The sequence below is a fragment of the Metallosphaera javensis (ex Sakai et al. 2022) genome (assembly GCA_021654415.1).
In the GTDB taxonomy this organism is placed as follows: domain Archaea; phylum Thermoproteota; class Thermoprotei_A; order Sulfolobales; family Sulfolobaceae; genus Metallosphaera; species Metallosphaera javensis.
This window is the reverse complement of sequence record AP024487.1, coordinates 256,454-269,850: the sequence shown is the minus strand read 5'-3', so window position 1 is coordinate 269,850 and position 13,397 is coordinate 256,454. Positions and strand designations below refer to the sequence as shown.

The window sequence follows — 13,397 nt, the reverse complement described above, 5'->3', positions numbered from 1 at the left end:
TTAAGATAAAGTTCAAAAACTTTAAAGCTTCCAATCTGCTATATTACTATATGACTGACGGGTTCGTTAGAGTTAAGGGTATTAAAATTCACTATATAGACAATGATATGTCGCAAAGTCCTAGAATAGTCATGTTTCACGGTGCTAGGTTTAACGCTGAAACGTGGAATCAGGTGGGCACGCTGTCACAGCTTAAGGAGTCTGGTATACCAGGAATTGCGGTAGATTTTCCGGGGTACGGAAAGTCTGAGAGAGGTAAATGGGGTAATCTAGGGGAGTTCATAGGAGACTTTCTGGACTCGATGGGTTTGAGAGAACCAGTGCTTCTTGGTCCATCCATGGGAGGCAATGCGGTTCTGAGGTATGCTGTTAATCAGGGGAAGTTTTCAGGGTTAGTACTCATTGGTCCAGTAGGCGTTGATGATTTGGAAAAGGATTTGGAAAAGTTGAACGGTAAACCAGTACTCCTGATCTGGGGATCGAGGGACACCGTATCTCCCCTGGAAAATGCCAAGAAAATAATGAGCAGTGTGAAGAGTGCCAGGCTGGAGATCATTGGGAATCAGCACGCATGTTATCTGGACGATCCGAAGAAGTTCAATGAAACCCTAGTGAAGTTTCTGAATGACCTGAAATGGAACCAGAACTGAAGGACTATCTTAAAAAGCTCATTGAAGACAAGCGATACCTGACGGTTTTACAACATCTGAGGAAGGCAAATGTGGACTACGGCAAGTCAATTATGCTGAATACGAAGATCCCCATTGAGGAAGTAATTCTCATACTCGACAAGTTAGAAAGCTTAGGTTTAATAGAGAGGGTAAAAGGTGCAACCCTGAAGAACACCGAAGCAAAGTTCAAATTGAGCTCAGAGGTGCACAAGCACCATACTTACTATTCATTAACCAGAACAGGGGACCATCTTCTCAGATATCTTGAGGAAAAGGATCTGATAAATGCCTACATAGAATACCTTCAGGGAGATGAGCTGGGATTGAATATTGTCAGACTTGCAGAGGAATTGAATGCTGATCACGCATTAACTTACGCTAAGCTCACAAAAAAGGACCTGGAGGAGGTTAATTCGAAACTTGAACAACTGGTTAAAATGGGATTATTGGAAGAGGTTAATGCTAAAATTATTAAATTTGGAGACAGAAAATCTAAACCAAAAAAAGAGACAAGAACTCATCACAAATATTATGGCTTGACTAGAATCGGGGAATTAACTGTTAGGGAAATGAAAAGAAGAGGAATATTACCGAAATGAGTTTCGAGTAGAATTAACGTTACCAGGTTTAAATCTCAAGATATTTGGAGTGCCCTAACTAAAGCTTCTCCTTCACTTCGTGATATAGCTTGGTGAGTAGTTCATTGATGTAACCTTCCTTAACCAGCTCGTTAATTGTTTCGCTGTTGTTCTCAATGACCTTGGAGGTCACATCGTAAAGTCGCCTTCTCAATAAGAGCTCAACCATCTTGGTCCTTCTGTTCTTAACCCTTTGATCAAACAGACCTCTCTGCCTTAGAAACTCCGCATGTTCCTCAAGGGTATTAACTAGTTCATTTATCCCCGTCTTTTTCAGTGCGCTTACCTTTAGAATTCTGGGCTTCCATTCGTCTCTGAACAGCATTTCCCCACTATCTATAACGAATTTAACCGCATCATATACCGCATCGGCCTCCGGTTTGTCAGCCTTATTTATGGTGTAGATGTCTCCAATCTCCATTATACCTGCCTTGAGTGCCTGAATCTCATCTCCGGTGCCTGGTATAACGAGTACTACTACTGAGTGAGTCACGGACATCACGTCTGTGTCAGTCTGTCCAGCTCCTACAGTCTCCACAATTATCCTGTCATATCCTAGCCCATCCAGGGCCTCAGTTAACATTATTGCCTCTGACGAGAACCCTCCCAGATGTCCCCTTGATGCAATACTACGGATGAACACGTTCTTTAGAAGGCTCTTGTCCTGCATTCTTATCCTGTTGCCCATGAACGATCCCATGGATATTGGACTGGAGGGGTCTATCATTATCACGCCAACCCTGTGCCCTGATGCAGTATAGCTTTCAATTAGACTGGAAATTAGCGTACTTTTACCTGCACCGGGTATACCAGTAATCCCCACAGTGTGTGCTTTACCTGAAAGTTTAGCCAATTCACTCAGGTAATTGAGCCCCTTTTCTGTAGCGTATTCTATGTTAGTCAAAACTTTCGATATAGCCAGCTCGTCTCCATTTAACGCCCTATTCAGGAGCTCATCCTTCAACCTTTATACCTCTCTTAGTTGAGGCAAGTTTTGAGACCTTTTGTGCGATTTCTTTCAAACTAGTTCCAGGTAAAAATACTTCGTCCACCCCCATAGCCTTTAGCTTAGGAATGTCCTCAGGCGGGATAACTCCTCCTAGCACGAGACCTACGTCATCTAGGCCTGCCCTTCTCATGGCCTCAACGATCTTCGGCATCAGTTCCAGATGTGCCCCACTCAATATGCTAATTCCAATTACATCAGCGTCCTCCTGAATGGCTGTCCTAACTATCTGCTCAGGTGTCTGCCTGAGACCTGTATATACAACCTCCATTCCTGCATCCTTAAGGGCCCTAGCAATTACTTTAGCACCCCTATCATGACCATCGAGCCCAAGTTTGGCTACTACTACTTTTATCCTCTTCTCCATCAGTACTATCATACATTTCAAGTTTAAATAGTTTAAACACTTCTGGAAATGATAATGTTCCCAGAAATTCTTGTTTTATTGTTAGAATAGTGCATAATGTGGCCATGTCGGTAAATTTTAAGTTACAAGGAATTCGATGCTGAGTCACGAAGCCATGGAACGAATTTATGCAAGTTTGGCGACGCTATGGAATATTGTGGTCTTTATAAAGATTTGAAAACCTCGCCGTTTGCGGCGGAGATGAACGAACGCCGAACAAAACAGATTTAAAATGGGGCCTAGCGTTCTTTACCGCGATCTCAATGCCTCCCTCAACCTCCTAAGGAGGGCAGGGTGGAAGCCACCCGTTGAGCCTGTGGAGATGAGGCTTGCCATGGCAAGCCTAATCCATGAAGCAGGAAGCTCCACCCTTTATGGCGGGGTAGCTTACAGTAAACGATTGAAGGTCAAGAATCTCACCTCTATGAGCAGAACCAGTCTTCAAAATTAGTATATTGACTAGTAAAAATACTGAAAAGTTAAGAAAGAACGATTTGGGCAAATGCTTATTATCGGATTAGGGAGTGAGTAGAAATAGACAGGTAGATGTTTGAGGTTTGGTACGTCACTATTGGTCTTTCAATATTTGCGGCCCTACTTTCTATTCTTACCCTACTTGAGTTCAATCGCCTTAGAACGAGTTTTGGAGGTAAGCTATCTGCAATATTGACTGTATTGGCAGTACTTTTCACCGCTCAAGGGGTTACATATTCCCTCTCATTCTTTATGTGGAGTCACGATAAGGATCCTCTTTATGTCTATCCTTCACTTACAATGTCAATCATAGATGCTCTTTCTATGTCCATTCTATATTACTATCTAGTCAGATATTGAAAGAAGGCTAGAAAGGTTATCTTATTTCGTTGTACTTTCTCACTACATCCACAATAAAAATGCTTGCTGGTATTGCTATAACAATGGAGGAGAAAAGTGTAACAGAATAGGGGTTTATCATGTTGATTACCCAGAGCAATATCAAGGATGCGATAAGAAAAGAAGCCATAAACGCTGACCTAGGAATAAGGACATTCATCAATTTTACGAAATCACCTAGTACTAACTTGGTGACCACATATCCGTCATCAGTTTCCTTAACTAAGCCATTCTCCTCGAGTTTCTTCAAATGGTACAGAACAAGTGAAGGAGAGCTCAGCTTCAGTTCTCTCTGAATCTTCCTAAGGGGAACCGGATCCTTCTGCTTCACCAGATAGTAGTATATTTTCCGTCTTGTCCCTGTTAAGCTCTCCATACCTGTAATTGATAATACTATTACACTTAAAACTTTTCTTCGTTTTATCTATATAATTGGCTGATTTTAATCATGTTAGAGAAGATGAGCTTACGCATGTATAAAATAAGTGGTTCAACCTAGTCGTTTCTCCGCACTCATTATCTTTCCTTGGTTAAACAAAGTTTCAAATACGAGGGCTATAAAATAGATGTCGAGTAAAATGGAAGGTTTCGGAGAGTTTGAGAATAGACCTTCGAGGGATAAGATCAAGATTCTTAAAGGTACCACTACTGTAGGTCTGGTGGTCAAAGACGCTGTAATTCTTGCTGCAGATAGGAGAGCCAGCGCAGGGTTCTTCGTTGCAAATAAGATGGTAAGGAAGATAGTATATATAGACGATCGTATTGGTATGACCACAGCTGGTAGCGTGGCCGATCTTCAATTCATCTATAATTACATGAAGAATATCTACCACTATAACTTCATTTCAGGGAATAGACCGGTCACCGTTAAGGCTCTAGCTACGTACCTCACGAACATTCTATCCCAGAACAAATACTTTCCATACTTAGTTCAGATACTAATGGGAGGATATGACACGCAACCTAGACTGTTCAATCTTGACTATCTAGGGGACATGACCGAGGAAACCTACGTAGCAACTGGCTCTGGTTCTCCAGTTGCCATGGGTGTTCTAGAAGATGGTTACAGCCCCGATCTGACGGGAGATCAAGCAATGGACTTAGCAGCCAGGGCCGTTATGTCCGCTATAAAGAGGGACTCCTTTACGGGCACAGGCGTAATTGTGACGAAGATAACAAAGGATGGACATGTGGAGAAGGAGATATATCCTAACAGGAAGGAAGCCATGTAAAGATTTTATACATTAATGTTTACTTTATTTCATGCTTGTTAGTTCGGTATTCAAGAATGAGGAAGTAATTCCCTCCCAATATACATGTGAAGGAAAGGACGTATCTCCTCCTCTTAAATGGGAGAAAGTTCCCGGTGCCGTCACTTACGCCATAATAGTTGAGGATCCAGACGCACCTGGAGGTACCTTTATTCATTGGGTAATTTACGACGTGAAGAATAACGAGCTTCCAGAGGGAGTAGAGAAGAGGGAGAAGACTCAATACGGTCTGCAGGGTGTTAACGACTTTGGAAGGATTGGCTACAACGGTCCGTGTCCTCCAAAGGGTCATGGATATCACAGATATTATTTCAATGTTTACGCTCTCAACACTGAGCTCTCGCTCAGGGCACTCAAGCGGGTATCTGCGGAGGATCTAAGGGACGCTATGGAGGGACATGTCATAGCTGTAGGTAACTTGATGGGTAAATACAAGAGGGATTGACAGTAGATAGAGCTGAACAGGGAGACCGGTTTTTTAATATATGATCTTCCTATTTTACAACTGATAATGATGGATGAAATATTATGGGCCGAGAAATACAGGCCGAGAAGTCTGGATGATATTGTGAACCAAAGGGACATTGTGGAGCGCCTGAAGCATTTCGTCAAGGAGAAGAATATGCCACATCTGCTCTTTGCTGGACCGCCTGGAACAGGAAAGACTACCTCAGCTTTGGCACTGGTTCACGATCTGTATGGCGAAAACTATGAGCAGTATCTCCTCGAACTGAACGCCAGCGATGAAAGGGGTATAGATGTGATCAGGAACAAGGTAAAGGAATTTGCGAGAACCGTCACCCCGGGAAACGTTCCATTCAAAACGGTACTCTTGGACGAGGCTGACAATATGACGGCTGATGCCCAGCAGGCATTGAGGAGAACCATGGAACTTTACACAGAGACCACAAGATTTATTCTAGCTTGCAATTACTTAAGTAAAATCATTGATCCTATTCAGTCACGTACTGCCCTCTTTAGGTTCTATCCTCTCAAAAAGGAGGACGTGATATCAAGGCTAGATTTCATATTGAAGAAGGAAGGGGTACAGTACGATCCAAAGGCACTTGACGTAATATACGACGTTACAAACGGGGACATGAGAAAAGCCATCAACGTACTTCAGGCTGCCTCGGCATACGGTAAGGTAACGCAGGAGTCGGTATTCAAGGTACTGGGACTGGCCCAGCCCAAGGAAGTTAGGGAGATGGTGAAGTCCGCGCTTCAGGGTAGATTCATGGATGCCCGTTCCAAGCTTCTTTCCTTGATAATCAATTATGGTTTATCTGGTGAGGATATTGTCAAACAGGTACACAGGGATATATTCTCCAACGAGTATCAGATACCGGAAGAGCTCAGGGTTCTACTGACGGATTATATAGGAGAGGTCGAGTTCAGGATAATCGAGGGAGCAGATGACGAAATTCAGCTCTCAGCTATGCTAGCCAAACTTGCCCTCCTTGGCCAGAAGTACTTAGGCGAGAAGAAATGACTGTTCCTTGGGTGGTCAAGTATAGGCCAAGGACCCTAGACGACGTGGAAAATCAAGAGGACGTAAAGGAGGAATTAAGGTCCTGGATAGATTCCTGGCTGAAGGGATCTCCCTCATCCACTGCGGTAATGCTGTATGGACCACCTGGTACTGGGAAAACTTCCATGGCCATTGCCCTAGCCAATACCTATAAGCTGGAGCTGGTTGAGACCAATGCCAGCGATACTAGGAATCTCAGTTCGTTGAGATCAATAGTAGAGCGGGCCTCGGTCAGTGGTTCCCTTTTTGGAATAAGGGGAAAGTTAATCTTTCTGGATGAGGTTGATGGAATTCAACCAAAGCAGGATTTTGGAGCTATCTCTGCAATTCTCGAGATACTTAGAAACACAAAGTATCCCATATTGATGGCTGCCAACGATCCATGGAACCCGAATTTGCGCGACCTGAGAAATGCTGTGAAGATGGTGGAGGTAAAAAAACTTGGAAAGATAGCCATGAGGAGATTACTCAAGAAGATCTGTACGGGAGAGAAGATCAAGTGTGAGGACTCCGCGCTGGATGAGATCATCGAGGCGTCGGATGGCGACTCGAGGTATGCAATTAATTTTCTTCAATCCATTGCTGAGGGATATGGTGAGGTTACCGAGAAGCTGGTAAGCGAGCTTGTAAGGAGAAAGGAGAGGGAACTGGATCCCTTTGAGACAGTTAGAAGCGTTTTCTGGGCGAGGTACGGCTGGCAGGCCAAGCAAGCTGTATCTAACTCCCAGGTGGAATATGATCTTCTGATGAGGTGGTTATCCGAGAATATACCTGTGCAATACGAGACGTTAAATGATATATGGAGGGCTTACGACGCCCTGGCTAGGGCATCAATCTTCCTCACTAGGGCAAGGCTCTCCAGCTGGGATATGTTAAGTTACACCTTTGATCTCATGGGTCCTGGGGTCGCAATGGCCGAGGTGGAAAAGAAGAGCCCCTCCTGGAAGGCCAAGTGGAAAAAGTATCAGTTTCCCACCCTTGTACAGCAACTTTTCAAATCTAAAAGGACAAGGGACGTTAGGGACCAAATAATAAAGAAGATAGGATACCATCTTCATTCATCGTCAGCGAAGATTTACAACGACGTATTCCCATTCTTTCTTATCACGGCATCAAGGAGCTCAGATGAGATGGCAAAGTACCTAGAACTCACTCCAGAGGAGATGGAGTTTATCTCATCCTCAAAGGTCGAGGAAGGTATAACTAGGGAAACCAGAACCAGCACGCAATCCTCTGAAGGAACCACTAGGTCTAGATCCACTTCTAGGTCGAGATCTAGGAAATCTTGAGTTTGCTGACCACTTTCACGTCGGTGATAGCTGTGGATGGGTACTGCCCTCTTTCATCCTTCTCATACTTTTTCACCATGTCCCAGATGGTCAGTAGGGCCACCGAAACTGACGTCAAGGCCTCCATCTCCACACCAGTCTTATAATGGGCCATAACCCTTGCTCTAACTCTTATCCCTCCGTTCTCCACTAGGACTTCTATTTCAACCTTCTCAAGTGGTATTGGATGACACAGTGGTAGTAGATCAGGTGTTCTCTTGGCAGCAAGAATACCAGCTGTCTTGGCAATGGTGATAACGTCACCTTTCTCTATTTTACCTTCCCTAACCAGTTGAAGTGTTTCTGGCCTAAGTTTAATGAAACCCTCGGCTACAGCCTCCCTCAACACCACTTCCTTGTTTGAAATATCTACCATTATTGCCTCCTTCAAAGATCCTCAAGTTCCTCAATTAGGTTCCTCAATATTATAACCTTTCTATTGGTCATGTTAATCTTTACAATTTTTACTCTCCCTGAGTCCAGAACCTCCACCAGTCCCTTTCTTTCCATCTCCGCTATTTCCCTCTTGGCTATGTCAAACCTTAGCCTTGACTCCCTAGCCAGAAGACTAATGGGAATTTCTCCCTCCTTTAAAAGGGTTGAAAGTATCCTCAGCCTATACAGGCTCCTCTCTGTTATCAAGTTTCATCCTCAGGTTCCTGGTTATGAGGTCTTCAAAGTCCTGAGTGATGGGAACCGAGAGCGATATCAGGGTGGTTCTACCCCTCATCCCTTTACCACTCTGTTGGGTTTCTAGGATTCCCATCAGTTTCATTCTCCTTACGTACTCGTATATTTGAGTATGCCTTCTAGGATCCTCTCCAAGTTCCGTGCACAGTTCAGCATACTCCTTTTCCAGTTTACCTATTGGCACAGAATCCACTTTTAATCTCTTATGCAAATTTATTAATGCTTTTAACATGATAAGGAGATGCAGGTCAAGTAACGGAATTTCGTCTAGAATCTCTCCTGCCTCCACATTTATTCTCGAATTAGCCTCCTTTGCATGTTCAACAAGAACGAGGGGAGAGTTCTTCACTTCGGCTATCTTTCCCGCAACTTCCAAGGCCTCAATAGCCAGTCTGGCATTACCACTACCTCCCTTATCGTGACCGTACAGGTTGGAAATGTAGTCAACAGTGTCCTCTGGAACAACGTTGGGGTAGAATGCCTCATTTACCCTGTCCATGAGTATGTCCTTCAGTTCATAGGACTTGTATGGCTCCAGCCTTATTACGTTCCGTAATATGTGATCCCTAATACTTCTGTCCAGCGCGTATAGATTCTGTTCGTCTCTCATGACAAAGATGTAACTGATGTGTCTTGAGGGAGAGGAAAGCTCATCATAAAGTCTCACAAGGAAATAGATGTCCTCGTAAGAGGAGGTATTTATTAAATAATCGAACTCGTCGAGGGTAAGGATGAGGTGAATGTTTCTCTTGGCTAGATAATCGTGAATTATCTTAAACGCTTCTTGGGAGGAAAGTCCCCTAACCGGGATTGGTAGCTTAAGATGTGATGCTATCTCCATGGTCAATAGATACAGCGTCCTCTGACTATGACAGTTGGCATGTATATACTCCACTCTCAATCCCCTCTCATTGAACTTTCGCTTTAAGGCGTCTCCAAAGGACTTTGTGGTTACAGTCTTTCCTGTGCCAGTGGGCCCAGACACAACAACTCTGACAGACGTTGATCCCATGTTAGTGCTGAGATCCCTAAATGCGAGGGATAACTCCTTGATCTTCTCTTCCCTGTGGGGAAGCCTGCTAGGTATGTGGTCCGGAGATAACACCTTCTGTTGCTTGAAGATTGTGCTTCCAGATAGGCTGTTCTCTATTATGTCCTCGAGCTTGGTCGTAACTTTCACCTAATCCTAAAATTAGCTGTTATACCTTATATTTTAGCTGAGAGACTTGACTGAAACTTTCTCCTGACCCCTCTTCAAAAGCGAAATGACGGAGATCTGTCTTATTATATTAATTGTAAGCTTTATATCAAAATTTCTCGAATCAATTCTAAACCTGTCCTTCAGGTATCCTCCCACGGCCATCTCAATGGTCCTGCAGTCCAGGTTCCCCGATCTAAGGATGCACTCCACGTAGAGAGATCCGCTTTTATCTCGTAATACAGACAAGGAGGAATTAATTATGTCCCTGTAATCCGATCTAACCACTAGGTCCACGGGGTAGATCTTCTTGGCACATGCGGGAGGAGCTGACATGACTAACCCATAACACTGTATGCTGGACAACTTGGAGTATACCAGCAACACGTTCCTAACGGGCTCTTCAACTCTTACCTCCACGTCATGGGGAATTAATCTATTCAGAATATCTGTCCTGCACCTGTTCCCCTTGTTGGGTGCTGTGGTGATCAGAAGTCTGATTCCGTCAAATCCTTCCATGAATTACACCACGTTCTGCTCATGCTCAAAATACACTTGTAAAATATTGTTTTCCTTTTAAAGGATGTAACGCCAAAATATCTTAGTGTAGTGGGCTTGATCACTGCAAAGTACAGGGCTCTTGGAAGGCTTGTCAAGACTTGGAAGAGAAGGGTGGAGGTTCTAGATGACATTACGGCTATTGACCTTGGAATGGAAGAGATCAAACTGGTGAAGGGAAACCAGTCAGAGTTACCCTCTTGGCTGATAGAGGTCTTGGAAACTGAAGGATATGTATCCCAGATTCCCCTTACCATAGAGGAGATATCCAAGTACCTTTATCAAGAGAAGCAGAACGCTACCGTACCGGGATCCCTAGTTCAAATACCATGGGATTTCTACATCAGAGCAAAATACACTCTGAGAAAATTATCTGGGAGTAGCTCCCCCAGCGAGCTGGAGAACTACAGAAGGTTATCTTACATGGTTAACGAGTTGCAACGTCTAAGGATGAGGAAAATAGTGCAATTGGCTAGCCTGAACGTATCTGACCAAATCCTTATAAACAGGATGACCCCAGAGGAAAATTTGGTATTTCAGGATTTGAGACGTTCACTTACCATGATAGGTGAAGGTGATGGAAACTCAGCAGTTTGACTTGGGCGAAAGACTGGAGGAGTTCATCAGAACCTCCAGGGATAAGGATGGAAACCTGAAATATGTTCAGCAGATTAATGAGATACTGGCATTTAGGAAAAGGAGCCTAGTTATTGACTTCAATGATATCTACCAGTTCGATGAGAGACTGGCCACCGAAATAATAAACAGTCCCCTGTCAACTCTGCCTATTCTTGAGGACAGGATCCTCAAGTTACTGGGGGAGCAGGATCCTCAATTCGTGACTGAGGTCCAGAGAGTTCACCTTAGACTGGTAAACGTTCCAAGGCTAGTGGAACTGCGCAGGATAAGGAGTTCAGAGATAAACAAGATTGTTGTGGTGGAGGGAATACTCACAAAGCAGACCCCTATCAAGGAGCGGGCATACAGGATTGTTCTAAAGCATACCCATCCTGAGTGCAACGCCGAGTTCAGGTGGCCAGAAGATGAGGAAATGGACGAAACCATAAAGATGCCCTCAGTGTGCCCTGTCTGTGGCAAGCCAGGCCAGTTCGACATCATCCCCCAGAAGGCAGAGTTGACAGACTGGCAAAGGGTAATAATACAGGAGAGACCAGAGGAGGTACCACCTGGGCAAATTCCTAGACAGCTGGAGGCTGTGTTTGAGGACGACCTGGTGGATTCTGCAAGGCCAGGGGATAGGGTCAGGTTTACTGGAATACTCATGATAAAACAAGACTCCTTCCTTAGGAAGGGAAGCAGGTCCATATTTGATATTTACCTGAAGGTTATCAACGTAGAGATCTCTCAGAAGGTATTGGACGAGGTGGAGATAACCGAGGAGGATAGGAAAAAGATAGAAAATATGGCCAAAAACCCATGGATAAGGGAGGCCATAATATCCTCTATAGCTCCCTCTATCTACGATCACTGGGAAATCAAGGAGGCCATAGCCTTGGCCCTCTTTGGTGGGGTATCAAGGGTAATGGAGGACGGAACAAGGACAAGGGGGGATATACATGTATTGATCATAGGCGATCCGGGTACAGCAAAGTCACAGATTCTTCAGTTTGCGGCAAGGGTGTCGCCTAGGTCCGTATACACCACGGGTAAGGGAGCTACTGCGGCCGGTCTAACCGCGGCGGTGGTGAGGGAGAAAAACACGGGTGATTACTATCTGGAGGCCGGTGCACTGGTCCTCGCCGACGGAGGTATAGCAGTCATAGATGAAATAGATAAGATGAGGGAGGAGGACAGGGTAGCCATACACGAGGCAATGGAGCAACAGACCGTATCCATTGCCAAGGCAGGAATACTAGCTAAGCTTAACGCTAGAGCTACAATTATAGCTGCCGGAAACCCGAAGTTCGGGAGATACATTCAGGAGAGGGCGGTGGCGGAAAATATAGAACTTCCGCCCACGATCCTCTCAAGGTTTGATCTCATCTTTATCTTGGTGGATAAACCCGGTTCTGAGGACCAGAACCTGGCGAACCACATCTTGGATATGCATGGAGGGAAGGAAGTGAGAAACTTCATTCCTGTAGAGGACCTGAAGAAATACATTGCCTTCGCTAGAAAGTTCGTTAATCCAAAGTTGAATGATGAGGCAAAACAACTCTTGGCCGACTTTTACGTGGAGATGAGAAGGAAAAGTAGCGAAAACCCCAGTTCACCCATACTCATTACTCCTAGGCAATTGGAGGCACTCATAAGGATTACAGAGGCCTATGCCAGAATGGCTCTGCGTTTAGAGGCCACAAGGGAGGACGCAGAGAGGGCCATCAATATCATGAGAATATTCCTTGAGAAAGTCGGGATAGACGTCGAGTCCGGTTCCCTGGATATAGACACCATAATGACCGGGAAGCCCAAGAGCGCTAGGGAGAAGATGGTAAAGATAATGGAGATTATAGAACAGCTTTCTAACGACAAGGGATGCGCAAAGCTTAAGGAGGTAGTGAAGGAAGCGGAAAGGGAAGGAATAGAGAAGAGTAGCGCGGAAAAGATAATTTCGGACATGAAGAAAAGTGGCCTGATTTATGAAGCATCAACAGAATGCTTCAAGAAAGTTTCCTAGGCGGATCTCTTGTATATCTCCAGTGGTGTCCAGAGAACCCACGAGGGCACTGCCTTAATTAATTCGTATGCTTCCTCCCATCCAGCCAAGTTAAGCTCCTTAGCTACACCCTCAAGGGTGAGCAAGGTCCTTGCGTATCTGTTAAGAACTGAAACTGCATTTTCGTCTATTGTGACCTCCTTTCCCGTGGAAAGTTTTACCTTAATCGTTTCCATGATTCGAAAGAATGATGTGTTGCCTAAAATAACTTTCTCTTCTAGATGTTGTGTATTATGTTGTTAACGCTGGACACGCCATACAGTTCCCAGACTATTATGGATAGAATTAAGACGGAGAAGATGATGGTAAAGGCCCCAAGTTCAACCTGCTTTCTTTCTAGGAGGAAAGTTCCGGCCAGCAACATGCCCACCAGTATTATTCCCAGCACCAGGTATCCTCCGTTGGTGGGACCTCCCTGAGAATAGGTTATGGGAGAGATATAGTAGGGAATGGCCAGAACTCCTGCGATTCCAACTATCAGGATTATTACAAGGATTATTGTTACATAGGTTTCAAGAATTTGCGACAGAGTTCTTTGCGGATTTACCAT

18 protein-coding genes are annotated in these 13,397 nt (G+C 44.5%); 9 read left to right on the top strand and 9 right to left on the bottom strand.

Annotated features, from left to right (window positions below):
* The first annotated feature begins 50 nt into the window (after positions 1–50).
* Both QVC96_RS01620 and QVC96_RS01615 read left to right on the top strand, forming a co-directional pair.
* Complete coding sequence (locus tag QVC96_RS01620; RefSeq protein WP_287689749.1) at positions 51–650, top strand: alpha/beta fold hydrolase; 600 nt, start codon at positions 51–53, stop codon at positions 648–650.
* A complete protein-coding gene (locus QVC96_RS01615) occupies positions 635–1,270 on the top strand; it encodes a DUF2250 domain-containing protein (protein ID WP_287689748.1) in 636 nt (211 codons plus the stop codon). The genes QVC96_RS01620 and QVC96_RS01615 overlap by 16 nt, the downstream gene beginning before the upstream one ends.
* Before the next feature lie 58 nt (positions 1,271–1,328).
* On the opposite strand, the gene meaB is transcribed toward QVC96_RS01615, so the two are convergent.
* Both meaB and QVC96_RS01605 read right to left on the bottom strand, forming a co-directional pair.
* A complete protein-coding gene (meaB, locus tag QVC96_RS01610; RefSeq protein WP_238025685.1) occupies positions 1,329–2,273 on the bottom strand; it encodes a methylmalonyl Co-A mutase-associated GTPase MeaB in 945 nt (314 codons plus the stop codon).
* Positions 2,263–2,682: a cobalamin B12-binding domain-containing protein gene (locus QVC96_RS01605; RefSeq protein ID WP_255776126.1), complete on the bottom strand. Its 420-nt coding sequence runs from the start codon at positions 2,680–2,682 to the stop codon at positions 2,263–2,265. The genes meaB and QVC96_RS01605 overlap by 11 nt, the downstream gene beginning before the upstream one ends.
* A 271-nt stretch (positions 2,683–2,953) precedes the next feature.
* On the opposite strand from QVC96_RS01605, the gene QVC96_RS01600 reads away from it, so the two are divergent.
* The gene (locus QVC96_RS01600; protein ID WP_287689747.1) at positions 2,954–3,172 is read left to right on the top strand and encodes a hypothetical protein; all 219 of its coding nucleotides are present in this window, start codon (positions 2,954–2,956) and stop codon (positions 3,170–3,172) included.
* 399 nt (positions 3,173–3,571) lie between these two features.
* Here the strand turns inward: QVC96_RS01600 and QVC96_RS01595 are convergent, their stop codons facing one another.
* Positions 3,572–3,970, bottom strand: coding sequence for a winged helix-turn-helix domain-containing protein (locus QVC96_RS01595; protein WP_238025687.1), 399 nt, complete (start codon positions 3,968–3,970; stop codon positions 3,572–3,574).
* 202 nt (positions 3,971–4,172) lie between these two features.
* Here QVC96_RS01595 and psmB point away from each other — a divergent pair, with 202 nt between their 5' ends.
* The 4 genes from psmB to QVC96_RS01575 all read left to right on the top strand — a co-directional run bounded on the left by psmB (position 4,173) and on the right by QVC96_RS01575 (position 7,685).
* On the top strand, positions 4,173–4,826 hold the full coding sequence (gene psmB / locus QVC96_RS01590) for an archaeal proteasome endopeptidase complex subunit beta (RefSeq protein ID WP_238025872.1): 654 nt from the start codon (positions 4,173–4,175) through the stop codon (positions 4,824–4,826).
* A 31-nt stretch (positions 4,827–4,857) separates the two neighbouring features.
* Positions 4,858–5,310 carry a YbhB/YbcL family Raf kinase inhibitor-like protein gene (locus tag QVC96_RS01585; protein ID WP_287689746.1) on the top strand — a complete coding sequence of 151 codons (453 nt, stop codon included), beginning with the start codon at positions 4,858–4,860 and terminating at the stop codon, positions 5,308–5,310.
* Positions 5,311–5,376: 66 nt separating this feature from the next.
* Positions 5,377–6,357 (top strand): replication factor C small subunit, encoded by a 981-nt coding sequence (locus tag QVC96_RS01580; RefSeq protein WP_238025689.1) that lies wholly within the window; start codon positions 5,377–5,379, stop codon positions 6,355–6,357.
* Positions 6,354–7,685, top strand: coding sequence for a replication factor C large subunit (locus QVC96_RS01575; protein ID WP_287689745.1), 1,332 nt, complete (start codon positions 6,354–6,356; stop codon positions 7,683–7,685). Before QVC96_RS01580 ends, QVC96_RS01575 begins: the two co-directional genes overlap by 4 nt.
* Here QVC96_RS01575 and moaC read toward each other — a convergent pair.
* From moaC to QVC96_RS01555, 4 genes are read right to left on the bottom strand one after another with little or no spacing between them, the layout of a single operon-like run.
* Positions 7,672–8,100 carry a cyclic pyranopterin monophosphate synthase MoaC gene (gene moaC, locus QVC96_RS01570; protein ID WP_287689744.1) on the bottom strand — a complete coding sequence of 143 codons (429 nt, stop codon included), beginning with the start codon at positions 8,098–8,100 and terminating at the stop codon, positions 7,672–7,674. The two genes, QVC96_RS01575 and moaC, sit on opposite strands and share 14 nt — an antisense overlap.
* Positions 8,101–8,111: 11 nt before the next feature.
* Positions 8,112–8,366 (bottom strand): hypothetical protein, encoded by a 255-nt coding sequence (locus QVC96_RS01565; protein ID WP_238025692.1) that lies wholly within the window; start codon positions 8,364–8,366, stop codon positions 8,112–8,114.
* Positions 8,341–9,594: an ORC1-type DNA replication protein gene (locus tag QVC96_RS01560; protein ID WP_287689743.1), complete on the bottom strand. Its 1,254-nt coding sequence runs from the start codon at positions 9,592–9,594 to the stop codon at positions 8,341–8,343. The genes QVC96_RS01565 and QVC96_RS01560 overlap by 26 nt, the downstream gene beginning before the upstream one ends.
* 33 nt (positions 9,595–9,627) lie before the next feature.
* Positions 9,628–10,131 carry a THUMP domain-containing protein gene (locus QVC96_RS01555; RefSeq protein WP_287689742.1) on the bottom strand — a complete coding sequence of 168 codons (504 nt, stop codon included), beginning with the start codon at positions 10,129–10,131 and terminating at the stop codon, positions 9,628–9,630.
* A 90-nt stretch (positions 10,132–10,221) separates the two neighbouring features.
* Here QVC96_RS01555 and QVC96_RS01550 point away from each other — a divergent pair, with 90 nt between their 5' ends.
* A complete protein-coding gene (locus tag QVC96_RS01550) occupies positions 10,222–10,767 on the top strand; it encodes a DNA replication complex GINS family protein (RefSeq protein WP_238025695.1) in 546 nt (181 codons plus the stop codon).
* A complete protein-coding gene (gene mcm, locus QVC96_RS01545) occupies positions 10,748–12,808 on the top strand; it encodes a minichromosome maintenance protein MCM (protein ID WP_238025696.1) in 2,061 nt (686 codons plus the stop codon). Before QVC96_RS01550 ends, mcm begins: the two co-directional genes overlap by 20 nt.
* On the opposite strand, the gene QVC96_RS01540 is transcribed toward mcm, so the two are convergent.
* Both QVC96_RS01540 and QVC96_RS01535 read right to left on the bottom strand, forming a co-directional pair.
* Entirely contained in the window at positions 12,805–13,023 is a 219-nt protein-coding gene (locus QVC96_RS01540; RefSeq protein ID WP_238025698.1) for a hypothetical protein, read from the bottom strand. The genes mcm and QVC96_RS01540 overlap by 4 nt on opposite strands.
* Before the next feature lie 41 nt (positions 13,024–13,064).
* Positions 13,065–13,397: a hypothetical protein gene (locus QVC96_RS01535; RefSeq protein ID WP_238025700.1), complete on the bottom strand. Its 333-nt coding sequence runs from the start codon at positions 13,395–13,397 to the stop codon at positions 13,065–13,067.